Source organism: Actinoallomurus purpureus (assembly GCF_024055795.1).
GTDB classification, from domain to species: Bacteria; Actinomycetota; Actinomycetes; order Streptosporangiales; family Streptosporangiaceae; genus Actinoallomurus; species Actinoallomurus purpureus.
Map to the genome: position 1 here is coordinate 241513 of NZ_JAMXMY010000009.1, position 17735 is coordinate 259247.

The window sequence follows — 17735 nt, forward strand, 5'->3', positions numbered from 1 at the left end:
GCCACTTATTCTCGGAACAAGGGAACCACTTTGTCGCGGGACCATTTCGACCTGCCCCTCGCGGTGGAGCGCGACGCCGGGACGCCGCTCAGCGTCCAGCTCGGCGGGCAGCTGCGCGCGGCGATGAACGACGGACGGCTCAAGGCGGGGGAGCAGCTGCCGTCCAGCCGGGCGCTGGCGTCCGCGCTGGGGGTCAGCCGCACCGTCGTCACCGAGGCGTACGAGCAGCTCTATGCCGAGGGATGGATCGAGGGCCGGCACGGATCGGGCACGTACGTGGCCGACATCGCCCCGCCGAGCGCGCAGTTCCTGCGCGCCGCCGGGCCGGTGTCGGAGGACCGGTCCCGGGCCGCCGGGTCGGCCATCGACCTACGGCCCGGCGTGCCCTGGGTCGACGGGCTGGACACGCCCGCGTGGCGGCGTGCCTGGCGGCTGGCGGCGACCGTGACCCCGGCGGGACGGCCGGACCCGCGCGGCCTGCCCGGCCTGCGCGCCGCGCTCGTCGACTACCTGCGCCGCAGCCGTGGGGTGGCGTGCCCGGTGGACCGGGTGCTGGTCACGCGGGGCGCGACGAACGGCCTGGATCTGCTGGGCGCGGTGGTCCTGCGGCCCGGCGACCGGGTCGGTGTCGAGGAGCCGGGCTACACCAAGGCCCGCTCGATCCTGGCCATGCGCGGGGCGGAGGTGGTGCCGTGCCCGGTGGACGAGTCGGGACTGGTCGTTGACGCGCTCCCCGACGGACTGCGCATCGTGTACACGACTCCGTCGCACCAGTACCCGCTCGGTGGCCGGCTGCCGGTGCCGCGCCGCCAGGCGCTGCTGGCGTGGGCGCGGCGCAACGGCGCGCTGATCGCCGAGGACGACTACGACAGCGAGTTCCGGTACGACGTGGCGCCGCTGCCCGCGCTGTACGGGCTGGACCCGGAGGTGACGGTCTACCTGGGCACCACGTCGAAGACGCTGGCGCCCGACGTCGGCGTCGGCTGGCTGGTGGCGCGCCCGGACCTGGTCGAGGCGATCACGGACCTGCGCGAGCGCGTCAACGACCGTACGGCGGCGGTGCCGCAGGAGGCCGTGCGCATCCTGCTGGAGCGTGGTGACCTGGACCGTCACGTGCGGCGGATGCGAGCGGAGTACGCGCGTCGGCGGGCCGCCGTCGTCGACGCCCTGGGCCACCTGCCCCTCCTGGGGGACAGCGCCGGGCTCCACATCGTCGTCACGCTTCCCCGGGACGCCGCCGCGTGGGTGGTCGAGCGCGCGGCCGAACACGGTGTCCTGCTCGCGACACTGGAACAGCGGTTCGGCGGACCGCCGGTGGTGCACGGCCTCGAGATCGGCTACGGCTCCGCGACGCTCGCGCAGGTCAGGAGCGGCTGCTCGCTGGTGCGTGCGCTGGTCCGGGAGGCTCGATCCGGTCCGGCGTACGCAGCCGCCGGCTGAGCAGCGCGTCGGGGTCGGCCGAGGCGGTCTCCTCACCGGGTGGGACCCGGGGACGGGCGATTCCCGCGGGCGCCTCCAGGCCGGTGATCTTGTGGGTGTCGATCCGGCCGGGATCCGAGCAGGTCGCCCCGGGCACCTGGGACGCTCCGTAGTGCCCGCCGCGTGCCCAGGGCCGGCGCCTGCGGGCGGCGTCGTACGCCTCGGGCCGGGGGAGCGGCTCGCCGGCGGGCCAGCGGCGCGGCACGTGCCAGCCGTCGAGCCAGCCGACGATCCTCTCCAGGCCGTTCAGCGGGCCGGCCGTGAACGGCTCGCGGGAGAACCCGACGACGACGATCTGGAAGCATGACCGGCCCTCGCGGCCGACATCGCCGGGAAGCAGTTTCGCCGCTCGCGTCGCGGGCACCATCTGCACGATCTCGCCGGTGCAGGGGTTCCACACCAGGTGGGCACTGCGTCCTTCGTACTCCAGGCGCTGGGCCACCGAGCGGGCGGAGATGTGGTGCGGATCGTTCTCGCTGGTGTGCCAGACCGTACGGGGCGCGCCTCCCTTGGGCGATCCACCGTCATGTGCGGTATGCAGGCGTCCGGCTCCAGGCAGCCATGCGTCGGCCACGATCTGTTTCCCCCCATCGGGTCGGATCCTTGCCCGAGTGGTGTTTCGCTGTCTAGGAAGTTTGTCCCATGGATAGGACATTTGGGGTGACGGGTACCTTTCTACTTTCTGGTACCCCAATGGGTCGAATGCCTACCCCCGGTGACACTCCGGTACCCGGGCCGGATCCGGCCGGGCGGGGGGCGGTTGGCGCCCGAATACCGAGTCGCGTTCTAATAGGCGCGTGAGTGGCGCGCGACCGGCCGGCGCGTGCCACGGACCGAAATGGAGGGAGGGCCCATGGTCGAGCAGGTCGCCGGGGTACCCGGGATCGACGTCCCGCGTCTGTCGTCCTGGCTGGCGGACAACCTGCCCGGCGAGGGCGGCCCGATCGCGGACATCGAGATGCTCGCCGGCGGCCGGTCCAACCTGACCTACCTTCTCCGGCTGGGCGACCGGGACGTCGTTCTCCGCCGCCCGCCGCTCGGCCACGTGCTGCCCACCGCCCACGACATGCGCCGGGAGCACACCGTCCTGTCCGCGCTCGCCGGCAGCGACGTCCCCGTGCCGACGCCCCTGGCGCTGTGTCTGGACGAGGACGTCATCGGCGCGCCCTTCTACGTCATGGAGCACGTCGACGGGCGCGTGCTGCGCACCGTGGAGGACGCCGCGGACGTCACACCCGAGGAGGCGCGCGCCCTCAGCGAGCGCCTGGCGGACGCGTTCGCCGCCATTCACCTGCTCGACGTCGAGAAGGCCGGGCTCGCCGGGTTCGGCCGCCCGCAGGGGTACATGGCCCGCCAGCTCGCCCGCTGGCGCAAGCAGTGGGACGCCTCATTCTCCGCCGACCCCACCGCCGGTGACGCCACCCGCGCGTCGTACGAGCGGCTCGTCGAGCGGCTCGCCGCACGCCTGCCCGGCGACGGGCTCACCGGCCTGGTGCACGGCGACTTCCGGCTCGACAACGCGCTCGTACGGCTGCGGCCCGAGCCCGAGATCGCCGCGGTCGTCGACTGGGAGATGTCGACGCTCGGCGACCCGCTGTCCGACCTCGGGCTGACGATGGTGTACTGGACCGACCCCGGCGACGACGAGCGCGGGTCGATCCCGGTCGGCTCCACCGTCACCACCGCCCCCGGTTTCCTGTCGAGCGGGGAGTTCGCCGAGCGCTACGCCGCGATCACCGGGTACGACCTGGCGGACCTGGACTTCTACGTGGCGTTCGGCTGCTTCAAGCTGGCCGTCGTGCTGGAGGGCATCCACGTGAGGTACCTCCAGAAGGCGACGGTGGGTGAGGGCTTCGACCGGATCGGCGAGTCCGTCCCGGTCCTCCTCGACCGCGCCCACCGTACGCTCGACGAAGGCCCTGCCTGAGCTCTCGTCAGAGTTCGGGGGTCTCGCCGACGTACAGCCCCTCGGCGAGCCGGGCGAGCACCGTCAGCGTCGCCCGGTGCAGACCGGGCCCGAACGTCACCCGCCGGACCCCCAGCTCGCCCAGCCGGGCGATCGAGGGCATGCCGGGCCGGTACAGCACGTTGACGGGCGCCGGGATGCGTTCGACCAGGGCGGCGATGGCCGCCTCGTCGGAGACCATGATCGTGAAGATGCCGTCGGCTCCGGCGTCGAGGTAGGCGCGGGCGCGGCCGACGGCCTCCTCCAGGCGTTCGGCGTCCGAGGCGTCCGGTATGGCCCCGGGGGCGTACACGTCGACCCGGGCGTTGATGAACAGCTCACGATCGGCGTCCCGCAGCGCGGCGATCCGCTCCGCCTGCTCGGCCACGTCGGCGAGGACGCGCCCCGCACCGGTGTCCGGGCCGCCGTGCACGGTGTCCTCGAGGTTGCAGCCCGCCGCCCCGGTCTCGCGCAACCGGGCGGCCAGCTCGGCCGGCGGCAGGCCGTACCCCGCCTCGGCGTCGACCGAGACCGGGACGTCCACGCCGTGCGCCACGCGGCCGGCCGCGGCGAACATCTCCTCATGCGGCGCCGCCTCGCCGTCGCCGTACCCGAGGCTCGCGGACACCGCGGCGCTGGCGGTGGCGATCGCGGCGAAGCCGGCGTCCGCGAGCACACGCGCGCTCGCCGCGTCCCAGGCGTTCGGCAGGATCAGGGGGCGGTGCTCGTCATGCAGGGCACGCAGCAGCGCCTTCTTCTCAGACAGGTCCATAGGACCGACCGTACGGCCCCGGGCGGGACCGCCGGAATGGCCACTCGGCGGCGACGGCCGGGAACCACCGAGCCCCTCGGAACCGCCGAGCCCCTCGGGCGGCGATGGCCGTGAACCGTCGTGCGCCCCGGGCCGCGACGGTCGACGACCGCCGGGCGCCTCGAGCGATGATGGCGAGGGGCCACCGGCGCTCCGGGCGGTGATGGCGAGGGACGACCGGGCGCCTCGGGCGGTGATGGCCGGGGGCGCGCCGAGCACCCCCGGCGGCGATCAGCAGTTCCAGGTGACGGAGGCGACGTGGCCGGTGGAGAAGGACACGGTGCCGCTGCCCGTGCCCCAGCACCATTCGTGGGAGCGGCTGACGTTGAGGTAGATCGGCTGATTCGGCCAAGCGGTGCCGCTGCCGCCCGTGCTGACGCCGCCCGTGGTGCCCGTGACGGCCCATTTGACGGGCCCATCCACCGCAATCAGCGTCACCTGGCAGCCGTATACCTGGTGTCCCATGCCGCACCCCTTGACCAGGAGCCTGCCCGGCTGCTGCTGCGAGGGCGTCGACGGGTTCGGCGCGGGCCGCCCGGGCCTGGTGTGATGCCTGGGCGCGGCCGTCTTGGAACTCTTGGACGGCGTCGGGGTGGGTGTCGGGGTCGGGGTGGCCGTGGGCGTGGGCGTCGGCGAGCCCGTCTTGGCCGTCGGCGAGGCGCCCGCCGTGTGGGACGACGTGCCGCCGTCATCGGTCGGGGAGTCGCCGGGAGCGGCCGCGACGCCGTTGTTGCCGGCGGGCCGCTTGCCGCCCGACGACCCGGGCGAGACGAGGAGGAATCCGCACAGGACGAGGACCGCGCAGACGACCGTGCCGGCGACGACCCAGACGCCCGTGGACTTCCGCTGCGGCTCCTCTTCGGTCCGCGGCTCGGGCGGAGGGGGATCGAAGCGCATCGCGATCGTCGCCCTGGTCCGGGCGTGTTCCGGGGAGAACGCCGTGGCCAGGACGCGCCCCCGCAGGTTCTCGGGGGCGGCGGCGACCGGCATGGCGCGCAGGAGCTGCGCGGTGGCGACCCTGCCGCTCGTGCGCAGGCCGCAGATGGGACAGCCGGCGATGTGCCGGGCCAGCGTCGCGCACCGCTCCGCGTCGAGGGGCTGCCCCGGGGGGCCCGCCAGGGCCGGAACGCTCGGGCAGTCGTCCCGGCCGGTCGCGGCGATGACGACCGCGGAGAACGCGTCGTCCAGGTCGTTGCGCGCCTGCTCGATCAGCACGGACGCCTCGTGTGGTGTCGTCGACAGCACCTCGGCGAGCTCGTGAGGGTCCAGCTCATGCCGTACGGCCAGGTCGAGCGCCTCCCGCTGCTGGCCGCTGAGCGCCAGCAGCGCCGCGTGCACGAGCTCGCGGGTCGACTCGTCGATCCCGCCGGCGGCGTCGGCCTCCGGCGCCCGCCGGCGTTCCGCGGGGAGCCCCGCGTTGGTCCGCCGGCGCAGGCACTCGGCGCGGGCCGTGGCGTACAGCCGGCCACGGAACAACCGCGGGTCGGGGAGCGCGGCGATGCGCTCGCGCACGGTGATCAGGGAGTCGTGGACGGCCTGGGCGGCGGCCTCACGGTCGCGCAGCAGGACGTGACAGTAGTCGAACAGGCGCGCGCCGTACGCGTCGTAGACCTGGGCGAGGGCGTTGGTGTCGCCGGCGTCGAGTGCCCGTGCCATCCGCTGGTCGTCGGCCCTGTCGATGCTCGGCCAACCGGCCACGTCAGCCTCCCCGCTGATCGGTTCGTCCCCCATGGCCCGGACGTCCCAGGCGCACCGTCGAATCACGCATCCTGCCACCAACAGACCACTCGCCGCGGTCTTCTGGGGTGAATGTGTTCATAGTGACAGCGCGCTGCGGCCCGGAGGCGGAGGAGGCGGAGGAGGCGACGGCGTGAGCGACCGAAACCCCACGCGACGGGCCCGGGAAGGGCCGTCCGCTCGCCGGATCGGCGGGGTGGGGCGGCCGCGCTCGGTCCGGAGCTTCAGCAGCTCCACCGCACATCGGCCGACGCGCCGGAGGTGAAGGACACCGTGCCGCTGCCGCTGCCGATGCAGATGCCCGCGTAGGTGCGCGAGACGGTGACGTAGGCCGACTCTCCGGTGCCGAGGTCGCCGCTGCCACTGGCGCGCATCGCCCCGCTGGTGCGGGCGACGGCCCAGTTCACGGGGCCGCCCTGCGCGGTCACCGTCACCTTGCAGTGGCTCGAGTAACGCATGTCGCATCCGGAGACGGCCAGCGTCCCCGGGGCGGACGAGGGCGGTGAGCCGGGCGTCGTCGGGGCCGGCCCCGTGGTCGCGGGCTTGGTGTGCTTCGGCTTCGGGGTCTTGCTCTTGCCCGGTGTGGGCGTCGGCGTGGGGGTGTGCGACGTCTTGGTCTTGGTCGGGGTCGCGCCCGCGGGGGACGACTCGGACGGATCATCGCTCGGCGAGCCGCTGGGCGGGGCGGCGATGGCCTGGTTCCCGGAGTTCTCCTTGCCGCCCGAGCCGGGCAGCAGGAGGAGGATCCCCGCGAGGAACATGACGCCGAAGGCGGCCGCGCCGACGGCGACCCACACCCCCGCCTTCCTGCGCGGCTCGTCTTCGGGGTCGTGGTCGGCCGCGCGGCGCGGCGGGTCGGATCGCATCGCGATCGTCGCCCGCATGTCGGCGTACTGCGGTGCGGTCGCCGTGCCCATCACCCGTTCGCGCAGGTCGGCCGGTACGGCGGCGATCGGCATCGCGTGCAGCAGGCGGGCGGTCGCCACCTTCCGGTTCGCGCGCAGCCCGCAGATCGGGCAGTTCCCGATGTGGCGGGCCAGCCTGCCGCAGGTCTCGGCGTCCAGCGGCCGGCCCACCGGACCAGCCAGCGCAGGGATGCTCGGGCAGTCGTCGCGCCCGGTCGCCGCGACGACGACGGCGGCGAACGCGTCGTCCAGGTCGTTGCGGGCCTGCTCGATGAGCACCGACGCCTTCTGCGGCGTCGTGCTGAGGACCTCGGCGAGCTCGTGCGGGTCGAGCTCGTGCCGCAGCGTCAGGTCGAGTATCTCCCGCTGCTGGCCGCCCAGCGCCATCAGGGCGGCGTGCACCAGCCGGCGCGTGGACTCGTCGGTCTCCACGAGCCCTTCGGCCTCACGCGCCTTCTGCCGGTCCTCGGGGATCCCGCTCTCGGCGCGGCGGCGCAGGCACTCGGCCCGGGTGACGGCGTACAGCCATCCCCGGAACAGCCGGGGGTCGGGCAGTCCGGTGATCCGTTCCTGCACGATGATCAGGGAGTCGGTCAGGCCCTGGGCTGCCAGGTCCTGATCGCGGAGCAGCACGTGGCAGTAGTCGTACAGCCGTGCTGCGTAGGCGTCATACAGCTCCGCCATGGCGGACGTGTGGCCCGCTCGCAGGGCCTGTGCCAGCCGCTGGTCATCGGCCCTGTCGATGATCGGCCACCCGGCCACTGATCCTCCCGTTGCTGCTCGCCGAAAAAGGACGCAGACGCCCCAGGGGCCTCTGTGGTTTACGCATCCTGCCACTAAAAGCCTGCCGATAGGCCAGTTTTGATCGCAAATGTGGCATAAGCGACAACGGTGAGTTATTAGTTTCGGTGTCGTGCAAGAAACCCTGACGCTGAGTGATCGGAACCGCTCAGGACGTCAGGTCCGGGAAGTCCTCCTCGCGGAACTCTCCGGCGCGGCGCTCCTCGCCCTCCAGGCCCCGAAGCTCGACGCGGCGGATCTTCCCGGAGATCGTCTTCGGCAGTTCACCGAACTCCACCCGCCGCACGCGCTTGTACGGGGCCAGCCGCACCCGGGAGTGGGCGAGGATCGAGCGCGCCGTCTCGGCCGTCGCCTCATGGCCGGCGGCCAGAGAGACGTACGCCTTCGGCACGGCCAGGCGCACCGGATCGGCGGCGGGCACCACGGCGGCCTCGGCCACCGCGTCGTGCTCCAGCAGCACGCTCTCGAGCTCGAACGGAGAGATCTTGTAGTCCGAGGCCTTGAAGACGTCGTCGGTGCGCCCGACGAACGTGATGTAGCCATCGGCGTCCCTGGAGGCGACATCACCGGTGTGGTAGTGGCCGCCGCTCATCGCCTCGTCCGTACGCCCGGCGTCGTCGCGGTACCCCGCCATCAGCGCGAGCGGGCGTTCGGCCAGGTCGATGCACACCTCGCCCTCCTCGGCGGGCTCCCCGGTCACCGGATCGATGATCGCGATCCGGTAGCCCGGCAGGGGACGGCCCATCGAACCGGGCTTCAGCGGCTGCCCGGGGGAGTTACCGACCTGCGCCGTGGTCTCGGTCTGGCCGTAGCCGTCGCGCACGGTCAGGCCCCACTGCTCGCGGACCTGGTCGATGATCTCGGGGTTGAGCGGCTCGCCCGCCGCGACGGCGGTGCGCAGGCTCAGCCGCCACGACCGCAGATCCTCCTGGATCAGCATGCGCCACACCGTCGGCGGCGCGCAGAACGTCGTCACCTCGCACCGCCGCATGACCTCCAGCAGCGCGGGCGCGCTGAACCGCGTGTAGTTGAACACGAGCACGCACGCGCCGGCGTTCCACGGCGCGAAGACGTTGCTCCAGGCGTGCTTGGCCCAGCCCGGCGACGAGACGTTCAGGTGCACGTCGCCGGGGCGCAGACCGATCCAGTACATCGTCGACAGGTGCCCCACGGGGTACGACGCGTACGTGTGCTCGACGAGCTTCGGCCGGTCGGTCGTCCCGGAGGTGAAGTAGAGCAGCAGCGTGTCGCCGGCGTGGGTCGCCGTCTCGCCGGCCCCGTCGTACGGCTCGTGTTTGTAGGCGTCGCCGTACGTCAGCCAGCCCTCGGCCGCGCCCACGCAGATCCTCGTCCACTCGCCCGTCAGTCCCGCGAACTTCGCGGTGTCGGGGGCCCCCGTCACGACGTGGGAGACGCCGCCCCGGTCGATCCGGTCGCGCAGGTCGTCGGGGGTCAGCAGGGTGGTCGCGGGGACGACGACGGCACCGAGCCTCATCGCCGCCAGCATCGTCTCCCACAGCTCGACCTGGTTCCCGAGCATGAGCAGGATCCGGTGGCCCCGCCGCACGCCCCGGGCCCGCAGCCACCCGGCGACCCGGCGGGACCGCTCGGCGAGTTCGGCGAAGGTCAGCTTCACCTCCGAGCCGTCCTCCTCGACGATCCACAGGGCGGGCCGGTCGGGGGTCTGCGCGGCCAGCACGCCGTCGAACCAGTCCAGCGCCCAGTTGAACCCGGCGACGTCGGGCCAGCGGAAGTCCCGGTAGGCGGTCTCGTAGTCCTCGGCGTTCGCCAGCAGGAAGTCGCGGGCGGCTTGGAAAGTGGCCACGTCAGGAGTCATGGGCCGCATCCTGGCACTCCGGCCGCCCGTCGCGTAAGGACCCGCGACGGGGACTTCGGCGTCCGGCGCGGCGCGTCAGCAGGTCCAGGTCAGCGCGACCGCACCGTTCGGGGAGAACGAGACATCGGACCGCTCGACCGGGGGTGTGGCCGCGCACGCGCCCGCCGTGTCGGCCGTGACGGTCAGGACCACCGAGGCCCCCGCCGTGAGCCTCCCGTGGCCGGGACCGGCGATCGAGACGTACGGGCCGGGGCTCGCCGTCCAGTCGACGGTGCCGCCGTCGGCGGTCAGGGTGACGGTGCGCGTGTCGCCCGAGCCGGTGGCGGCCACCGTGAGCCTGCCGGGAAGGGGCTTCGGCGTCCGCTTCCTCGTGCGCGTCGGCTTCGGCGTCGGCCGTGCCCTGGTCGTCGACGGCTTCGGTGCCGGGGTTCTCGTCGTACGCGTCGGCGTGGGTGTCGGCGTCGTACTGCTCGCCGTCGGCTCGGGCGAGCCCGGGTCGTCGCTGGACGAGGGGCTGTCGGATGGACCGGCGCTCGTTCCGGCGGCGATGGGACGCCGGGCACCGGACGGATGCTGTGCGGACGAGCCGCCCGTGACGAGGAAGACGGCCCCGGCCACGAGGAGGACGCACGCGGCCGCGCCCACGGCCGGCCACAGGCGCGGCACCCCCCGCCGGGCGTCCTCGCGGTCCGGCCGGATGTGATCCACGCTCGTCGGCCAGCCCCAGGCGTCGAACGGCTCCGCGCGCTGCGCGATGAGCGCACGGGCCTCATGCTGGTCGGGGGCGGCCGCCAGCGACAGCACGGTCCCGCGCAGACGCGAGGGCGGCGCCGCGACCGGCATCACCTGCAGGAGCCGGTTCGTCGAGACCTTGCGCTTGCGTCGGTCCCGGCAGGTCGGGCACGAGCCGATGTGGCGCATGAGCTTGCGGGAGACCTCCGGCGGCAGCGGCCAGTCGTGCTCGTCCACCAGCGCGGCGACGCTCGGGCAGTCGCCCCGGCCCGTCCGCGCGATGATGGCGGCGGCGAGGGCGTTGTCGAGCTCGTCGCGCGACTCGGCCACCAGCTCGAGCGCCTGCTGCGAGGAGATGCCCAGGACGCCGGTCAGCTCCTCGGCGGACAGCTCGTGGCGCACGGCCAGGTCGACCGCCTCGCGGTGGCGGCCCGGCAGGCCGGCCAGGGCACTGTGCACGAGCCGCCGGGTCTCCATGCGGCGCTGGCGCTCCTCGGCGTCGAGGAACGTGTCGTCGGCCTCCTCGGCGGCGGGGTGCCGCTGTTCGGGCGTCTGCTCGTCTCGCAGACGCCGCAGGCACGCGTTGCGCACGATCGTGTAGAGCCAGCTGCGGAACCGCTCCGGCTCACGCAGCTTGTCGATGTGCAGCAGCGCGGCGATCAGGGAGTCGCGGAGCGCATCCGCCGCGAGGTCCTCGTCGCGCAGCAGCGCGTGACAGTAGTCGAACAGGCGTGGCGCGTAGATGTCGTGGATCTGCGCGAGCGCCGTTGCATCGCCGGCGCGCAGCTCCTGCGCCAACCGGCGGTCATCGACGCGACCGAGACTGGGCCAACCGGCCACAGCGACCTCCAGGAGGTGTGGTGTCGGACGCGCCCCCGGAAATGAGAAGGAGGCCCGACGCCCCGCTCCCGTCGGGCCTCCACAAGAGAGACGCCGCTCCGGAGACCTTGGTTCACAGGATCACCGGGAGAATCTCGGATTTTTTCGGCCCGGCTCGGCGGGCATGGCGCAGAGCCGGGTTACAGCAGTTCAGTGGCAATCGGGTGCGCAGATGCGGCGGGCGACCGTGTTCAGGAAGATCCGCTGGATCTCCTGCGGTTTCATCGCCTGGTACGCCGCCCCGTCGGTCTCCGCGGCGATCTTCTGCATCGAGGCCATGTCGACGTCCGGGCCGAAGCCGATGAAGAGAACCATGACCGGCTCGTTCGGGTCGTTCTCCTTCTTCAGCGTCCGGAGCAGGTTGCTCAGCGAGATGCCGTTGGCGTCGTCGTTCTTGCCGTCGGTGAGCACGAGCACGGTGTTGTAGTAGCCCGGCTTGTAGCTGTTCTTCATCGACCGGAACGCCGCCAGCACTGAGTCGTACAGGCCCGTGTCTCCGTCGGGCTTCGGCCGGACACGGCCCAGCGCGCTGAGGATCGCCTGCCGGCGCGTCCCCGACCCGAGCCGGGTGGACAGCGGGCCGATCGGCACCTCGGTCCGGTAGTCCTGGGAGCCCTGCAGCTTCGTGGAGAACGTCCACAACCCCAGGTCGGTGTCGTCGGGCAAAATCGCGAGCCCGCCCTGGGCGACCTGGGCCGTCGCCTCCATCCGGGTGACGCCCTTGCCGACCGGCTGGACCATCGACCCGGAAACGTCGAGGAGCGTCAGCATCCGCGTGCGCAGCGACAGCTTCGTCCATGCCTGCATGACGTCGGTGACGTCACCCGAACTCGGCGTCGGCAGGGCCCGGGGGATGCGGGGGCTCAGTCCGCTCGCACTCCCGAACTCGGTGCCGGCCCGCCCGTCGGGGGTGCGGAACCCGAGGGCGTGCACCGCGGCGTGGGCCTGCTCGGAGTTCATCGCCTTCTCCAGCAGCGCCGCCGCACGGAGCTTCGTGTCGTCGTTGGTCGTCAGCGCGAAGGGGTGGTCGAGGCTGAGCATGCCCTCGTTGGGATAGATGGCGCTGGCCGGTGCGGCGGATTTGCCCTGGTTGTACTTCCACACCGCCTGCTCCGGGGCGATCACGACGGGCGCCCGGCCGTGCAGGTTCCGGTGGAAGCTGGCGAACAACGCCTGGTTGTTAGGAGAGATGCTGTTCTGCACCTTGCGCGTGATCTGCGTGAAGATCGCGTTGGCGTTCGGGTCGCCCTGGAGCAGCATCCGGGTCATGACGACCGCGCCCAGCCCCCCGGCGGTGCGCGTCGGGTCGAGGATCTGCAGGTGCACGGAGTCGGCCGGGAGCATGTCGTTCTTGCTGACCGCGCCAGCGGCGAGGGCGTCGGTGGCCTTGAGGAGCATGTCCCACGTGGGCCGGACGCCCTGCCCACGGATCTTGTTGGCGAAGGTCCGTGTGGTCGCGACGACCAGCGGCGTCTCGGCCACGCTCGTCGGCGTGGTGTTGACGCTGGCCGCGCCCTTCGGCGAACTGCGGACGAGAGTGAGCCACAGCGACGAGTCCGGGATCCACACGTCCGGGGTCACGTCGCCCGGCACGGCGCTCTGGCCGGACACGATGGTGGACGTGCTCGCCGGGTCGGAGGACTTCACCGTCGCCTTGACGCACTTGCCGCCGACGGCGTGCCGTTCGTTGTTGAACGACGTGGCGATGTCACTGATGGCCGGGGCGATGTCGGGCGCTGCGGCGACCTTGAGGTCGATGGGGGTTCCACCGCACTTGCTGCTGTCCGCGAGCGCGTACACGCCCGCGCCGAGCAGGATGGCAAGGCCGATCGCACCCGCCAGCGGGCCGATCAGGGCGCCGAGTGAGCGGCGGCGCTGTACCCGGCGGCGTCCTCCGCCGGAGGCCGGAGGCTCCGGACGGCCGTCGGGCCCGCCCGGACCGCCGGAACGCGGACCCATGGGACCGTTTCCTCCCGGCCCGCGGCCCTGCCCGCCCGCACCCTGGCCCAGGACGTCCGCGCCCCGGCCCCGACCCTGTCCGCCCGGGCCCTGACCAGGCCCGCCCGCACCTTGGCCCTGCCCGGGTCCGGGGGTACCGTGGCCGGGGCCGTTCGCAGGCCCGGCGAGGCCGCCGCCCTGCCTGCCGAAGAACGGGCCGCCCTGGACGTACGACGGGGAGTCGTAGGAGCCGCTGCCGTAGGGGTCCCGCTCCGCGCCGTAGGGGTCCCGCTCAGCAGGGCCGGGATAGGGGCCACCGGCGCCGTACGGACCGGGCGCAGGGTAGCCGGGACCGCCCGGCTCGGGCGGGCGCGGGCCGAAGTAACCCGGCTCGTCACCGGCCGCCTGGTGCCCCATGGGCCGGCCGCCTCCCGGGGGCGGATAGGGCTGGCCGTCGCCGGGCGTCTCGCTCGGGGGCATCTCGTTGCGGCGACGTCGGCTCACAGCTGTCCCATCTCGCGGATCTCAGGGCTGAGTGTAGAGCGGAACTGTAGCGGTCTTCGCAATTCGTAACAAAGATGATCAAATGAGTCGATGCCGCAGGTCAGTCCAGTAAAGATCAATGCAAACCCGGCGGTGTCCCGCTGCGGCGCCGTCCGTCCGGGCTCTCGGCGTCCGCCCTCCCGCCCCCGAGGCGCTGGTGGAACAGGGGACCCGCGACCGGGGCCGCCCACTCGCCGGGCCACCGGTGCGGCGAGGCGGCGTCGTCACGGTGAGTAACCTGGACCGTTCCGGGTGACGGTGGCCCGGCCGCATGGTCAACACCCGCGTCAACACGGCCCGCAGTCGGCCCGCATCGACGCGGCTCCCCCGGCCGGCGCCCGGCCGCCTCGGGGCGCAATCCGCCGCCGGTCGGCTTCCACACGGCCCCCGAGCATCGTCCGGCCGTCTCGTCAACGGCCCGTCGGTGCGGTCCGCCGCCGGTCCAGGCCGACACGGCTTCCGGCCGGCGTCCGGCTGTCTCGTCAACGCTCCGTCAGCGTGCCCCGTCACGTGTCCGTCCGCCTCGTCGACGCCCGCCGGCGCGGTCCGCGACCGGCCCACGTCGACACGGCCCCCGACAGGTCCGGTCAGCGCGTGGGCCGACGCACGCCTGCGGATCCGTACGTCCCGCGCGTCGTCGGTCCGACTCCCGTCGAGATCGGGCAGAGTGGTAGGGAAACGGGTACGGGGGAGGCGGCGAATGACGGACTCGCTCACGGCACCGGTGACCGATCCGCCGCGGGCCCGCCGGCGGGGGAGAAAAGCGGTCGCCCGGATCCTCGTGGCCTGCTTCGCACTGTGGGCGCTCGCCCGCCTCTCCGGCGCCGACCGGATCGGTTCCCTCACGCCTGTCCTGATCCCCGCGATGGCCGTCGTTCCGTACGCCCTTGCCGCCGCGGTCCTCCCGCTCGGCGTCGCCGCACTGATGCGGGACCGGACCGCGTTCGTCGCCGCCGTGGTCGTCACCGCGGTGCTCGCGGGGATCGTGCTGCCGCGCGCGTTCGGCGGGGACGCCCCGCGCGCGAGCGGTCCCGAGCTGCGGGTCCTCACCGCGAACCTGCGGTTCGGCCGAGCCGGCGACGCGACGCTCGTCGACCTGGTCCGCCGCACGCGCGCCGATGTCCTCAGCGTGCAGGAGTTCACGCCGGAGGCGGCCTACCGCCTCGATGAGGCGGGGATCGCCCGCCTTCTCCCGTACCGGGTGCTCGACCCGCTGCCCGGGGCGGCGGGCATCGGACTGTACGCCCGGTACCCGCTCACCCGGCAGCCCGTGCAGGGGCCGACGATGTCCGCCATGCCCAGTGCGAGCCTCGCCGTTCCCGGCGCCGCGCCCGTGCGGATGACGGCCGTGCACCCGCCCGCACCGATCGGCTCGGACATCACGTCCTGGACGCACGACCTTCGGCGGTTGCCTCGTCCGACGCCCCACGGCCAGGTCGGAATCCTCGCCGGCGACTTCAACGGCACCCTCGACCACGCGCGGCTGCGGCAGGTCATTCACAGCGGGTACGTCGACGCCGCCGACGCGAGGGGGCAGGGTCTGGTGCCGACGTTCCGGCCGTGGCCGCCCATCACCATCGACCACGTACTGGCCGACCGGCGCTGCGCGGTGCTGCGGGTGAAGGTCTACACGCAACCGCGCAGCGACCACCGGGCACTCTTCACCGTCCTGCGGCTGCCCTGACCGGAAGGCTCACGCACCGCCGGGCCGCGGCCGTCCCCGGCGAGGGCGCCCGCGATACTGAGGCCATGGCCCGCCTGATCCCCGTCACCGACCCTGCCGACCCGCGGCTCGCCGACTACACGCGCCTGCGCGACGTCAACCTGCGCAAGAGCCTCGAGGCCGAGCACGGGCTCTTCATGGCCGAGGGGGAGAAGGTCATCCGGCGCGCGGTCGCCACCGGCCATCCGGTGCGGTCCCTGCTGACGGCACGACGCTGGGTCGAGTCGCTGTCCGACGTGGTGGGTGACGCCCCGGTGTACGTCGCGGACGACGATGTGGTCGAAGCGGTCACCGGGTTCGCCGTGCACCGCGGAGCCCTCGCCTCGATGGAGCGCCTCCCCCTCCCCTCGGTCGCGGCCGTGCTGGCCGGCGACGCCCCCGCCGGCCGCGCCTTCGCACGCGACGACGTCGATGACCGGCCTGCCGAGGCGGTCGCCGGGTACGACGGCGACGGAGAGCGGGGGCGGCATTCGCCGCCGCGCCGGATTCTCGTACTGGAGGACCTGGTGGACCACGGCAACGTCGGGGCCATCTTCCGGTGCGCGGCGGCGCTGGGGATCGACGCCGTCGTCCTCTCCCCCCGGTGCGCCGACCCCCTCTACCGGCGGTCGGTCAAGGTCTCGATGGGAGCGGTCTTCGCGATCCCGTACGCGCGGATGACCGACTGGCACGGCGGCCTGGCCGAGCTGCGCGCCGCCGGGTTCACGCTGCTCGCCCTGACCCCGGACCAGTCGGCCGTCCCGCTGCGGAAGGTGCCGATGGGGGAACGGGCCGCTCTCCTGCTCGGCACGGAGGGCGACGGGCTGTCCTCGCGCTGGCTGAGCGAGGCCGACCACCCGGTCTGCATCCCGATGAGTTCGGGCGCGATGGAGCTCGGCGTCGACTCCCTCAACGTGGTCGCCGCCACCGCCATCGCATGCCACGAGCTGATGCACGGCTGAGCCCGTCAACCGGCTCGTAGGGGACACTCACCCGGGCGTGGGGCCGATCAACTGCGGGTCGGTGACGCCGCCCGGTGAAGAGAGCCCGGCGATGTCCCAGCCGGCGAGACGGGCACCGGCCTGATAGGCGCTCTCGTAGAAGGCCAGCACGGCGGCGCGCGGATCGGCCTCCGCCCGCGCGTCGTCGTAGCGCAGGACGGCCAGGTGACTCTCTCGTTGCGACACCCAGCGCGCGCTCGCGGGGGAGAGGGCCTCGTCGTCCAGTCCGGCGGGCTCGGGGGCGGTGTAGGAGTAGAAGGCCGGCTCGGGGAACGCCTCGTCGCCGAACCAGAAGCCGAAACTGATCACCTCACGGGAGTACGCCTCCCGGGTCACCGGATCGACCTCGGGCGGCTGGTCGACCCGGCGGTCGGAGAACCGCGTGCACGCGATGTCGAACGTGTGCCAGAAGTGGTGGACCGGGCTGATCTTGCCCGAGTAGCCGGCGGCGAACTCCTCCAGCAGGAGGTTCACCTGGCTGAGCACCTGCCAGTACCGAGTCGCCAGGGAAGGGTCGTACGCCGCGTGCGCGGTGTCCTCGGCGAACGGCCGGCCGGAGTCGGGCAGGTCGAACGGCCGCGGGATGGCCATGTCCACGCGTACGCCCAGGTCGGCGAGCGTCCGCATGGTGTCGCCGTAGAACGACGCCACGGACCGCCCGTACAGCGGGAACGACGCGGCCTGCCCGTCCAGGGTGGTGACGACCAGCCGGTGGGCGACGAAGTCGAAGTCGATGGTGAAGACAGGGCCGCCGTCGGCCCTTCCCATCGGCCGCGTCGTCAGGCCCCGGCCGGTCAGGTGGAACGGAACACCCCACCAGTGGTCACGCCGGACGCCGGCGGCGAGCCGGATCTTCCCGACCACCTGCGCGAAGCGGTGGAGGGTCTCCTTGGTGTCGCGCCATTCGGCCAGCGGCATGGCGGGGAACAGCTCCATGCGATCACCATTCCCTGGACGGGTCGCGCCAAGACTCTCCAGGTGAGGCCCAGTCCGTACGCTGACCTCAGCGGGACCGCGTGACGCGCGGCCCAGAACGACCTCGCGTGCGAAACGGCCCCCGCTCCCGACACTTGTCGTCGGGAGCGGGGGCCGTTCGTTACGTGAGGACCGTCAGCGGGCGCGGCGGGGAAGACCGCCGCGCAGCTTCCGGTGCGCGCCCTTGGGCTTTGCGGCGGCCTTGGCGCTCCGGGTGCTCGCCCTGCCGAGCCGCACCTGGGTGAGCAGCAGGGAGAAGGCCACCAGCAGCGCGGCGAGCCAGGCGGCCTGCGTGCTGGCCAGCTTGTCGAACGTCAGAACGTCGGGGCCCTCGGCGGCGTTCTGCATCGACTGCGAGTTCCCAGCGTTCTCGATCAGCGGTGCCGTGGACGGCGCCTGGTTCGGGCTCTGCGTCTGGTTCTGGTTCTGCCCGATCTGGGGCAGCACCGC

At 73.0% G+C, this 17735-nt stretch carries 13 protein-coding genes; 4 read left to right on the forward strand and 9 right to left on the reverse strand.

The genetic code is table 11. The annotated features are described in order from the left end of the window. Nucleotides 1-30: 30 nt before the first annotated feature. A complete protein-coding gene (gene pdxR, locus NE236_RS18810; protein ID WP_252843320.1) occupies nucleotides 31-1440 on the forward strand; it encodes a MocR-like pyridoxine biosynthesis transcription factor PdxR in 1410 nt (469 codons plus the stop codon). Here the strand turns inward: pdxR and NE236_RS18815 are convergent. Next, nucleotides 1364-2053 (reverse strand): hypothetical protein, encoded by a 690-nt coding sequence (locus NE236_RS18815; RefSeq protein WP_252843321.1) that lies wholly within the window; start codon nucleotides 2051-2053, stop codon nucleotides 1364-1366. The two genes, pdxR and NE236_RS18815, sit on opposite strands and share 77 nt — an antisense overlap. A 279-nt stretch (nucleotides 2054-2332) precedes the next feature. Between NE236_RS18815 and NE236_RS18820 the strand changes: the two genes are divergently transcribed. Next, the gene (locus NE236_RS18820) at nucleotides 2333-3406 is read left to right on the forward strand and encodes a phosphotransferase family protein (protein WP_252843322.1); all 1074 of its coding nucleotides are present in this window, start codon (nucleotides 2333-2335) and stop codon (nucleotides 3404-3406) included. 7 nt (nucleotides 3407-3413) lie between these two features. On the opposite strand, the gene NE236_RS18825 is transcribed toward NE236_RS18820, so the two are convergent. The 6 genes from NE236_RS18825 to NE236_RS18850 form a co-directional block, all read right to left on the reverse strand. Then, nucleotides 3414-4196: an isocitrate lyase/PEP mutase family protein gene (locus NE236_RS18825; protein ID WP_252843323.1), complete on the reverse strand. Its 783-nt coding sequence runs from the start codon at nucleotides 4194-4196 to the stop codon at nucleotides 3414-3416. Between the two features lie 270 nt (nucleotides 4197-4466). After that, nucleotides 4467-5933 (reverse strand): sigma-70 family RNA polymerase sigma factor, encoded by a 1467-nt coding sequence (locus tag NE236_RS18830; protein ID WP_252843324.1) that lies wholly within the window; start codon nucleotides 5931-5933, stop codon nucleotides 4467-4469. Nucleotides 5934-6196: 263 nt separating this feature from the next. After that, complete coding sequence (locus tag NE236_RS18835; protein WP_252843325.1) at nucleotides 6197-7639, reverse strand: sigma-70 family RNA polymerase sigma factor; 1443 nt, start codon at nucleotides 7637-7639, stop codon at nucleotides 6197-6199. A 187-nt stretch (nucleotides 7640-7826) separates the two neighbouring features. Then, entirely contained in the window at nucleotides 7827-9515 is a 1689-nt protein-coding gene (locus tag NE236_RS18840; RefSeq protein ID WP_252843326.1) for an AMP-binding protein, read from the reverse strand. A 75-nt stretch (nucleotides 9516-9590) separates the two neighbouring features. Then, on the reverse strand, nucleotides 9591-11087 hold the full coding sequence (locus NE236_RS18845) for an RNA polymerase sigma factor (protein ID WP_252843327.1): 1497 nt from the start codon (nucleotides 11085-11087) through the stop codon (nucleotides 9591-9593). A gap of 189 nt (nucleotides 11088-11276) precedes the next feature. Beyond that, nucleotides 11277-13568, reverse strand: a complete 2292-nt coding sequence (locus NE236_RS18850; RefSeq protein ID WP_252843328.1) for a substrate-binding domain-containing protein — start codon at nucleotides 13566-13568, stop codon at nucleotides 11277-11279. 739 nt (nucleotides 13569-14307) lie between these two features. Here NE236_RS18850 and NE236_RS18855 point away from each other — a divergent pair. Then, nucleotides 14308-15291, forward strand: a complete 984-nt coding sequence (locus tag NE236_RS18855) for an endonuclease/exonuclease/phosphatase family protein (RefSeq protein WP_252843329.1) — start codon at nucleotides 14308-14310, stop codon at nucleotides 15289-15291. A 65-nt stretch (nucleotides 15292-15356) separates the two neighbouring features. Then, entirely contained in the window at nucleotides 15357-16271 is a 915-nt protein-coding gene (locus tag NE236_RS18860) for a TrmH family RNA methyltransferase (RefSeq protein ID WP_252843330.1), read from the forward strand. Between the two features lie 27 nt (nucleotides 16272-16298). On the opposite strand, the gene NE236_RS18865 is transcribed toward NE236_RS18860, so the two are convergent. Beyond that, nucleotides 16299-17246: a DUF5996 family protein gene (locus NE236_RS18865; protein ID WP_252843331.1), complete on the reverse strand. Its 948-nt coding sequence runs from the start codon at nucleotides 17244-17246 to the stop codon at nucleotides 16299-16301. 174 nt (nucleotides 17247-17420) lie between these two features. Then, the gene (locus tag NE236_RS18870; protein WP_252843332.1) at nucleotides 17421-17732 is read right to left on the reverse strand and encodes a hypothetical protein; all 312 of its coding nucleotides are present in this window, start codon (nucleotides 17730-17732) and stop codon (nucleotides 17421-17423) included. Nucleotides 17733-17735 lie beyond the last annotated feature (3 nt).

Excerpts from the sequence above, each read along its gene's own strand:
- NE236_RS18865 (WP_252843331.1), bottom strand. The coding sequence starts at position 17,246 with ATGGAGCTGTTCCCCGCCATGCCGCTGGCCGAATGGCGCGACACCAAG.
- NE236_RS18855 (WP_252843329.1), top strand. The coding sequence starts at position 14,308 with ATGACGGACTCGCTCACGGCACCGGTGACCGATCCGCCGCGGGCCCGC.
- NE236_RS18825 (WP_252843323.1), bottom strand. The coding sequence starts at position 4,196 with ATGGACCTGTCTGAGAAGAAGGCGCTGCTGCGTGCCCTGCATGACGAG.
- NE236_RS18820 (WP_252843322.1), top strand. The coding sequence starts at position 2,333 with ATGGTCGAGCAGGTCGCCGGGGTACCCGGGATCGACGTCCCGCGTCTG.
- NE236_RS18840 (WP_252843326.1), bottom strand. The coding sequence starts at position 9,515 with ATGACTCCTGACGTGGCCACTTTCCAAGCCGCCCGCGACTTCCTGCTG.
- NE236_RS18860 (WP_252843330.1), top strand. The coding sequence starts at position 15,357 with ATGGCCCGCCTGATCCCCGTCACCGACCCTGCCGACCCGCGGCTCGCC.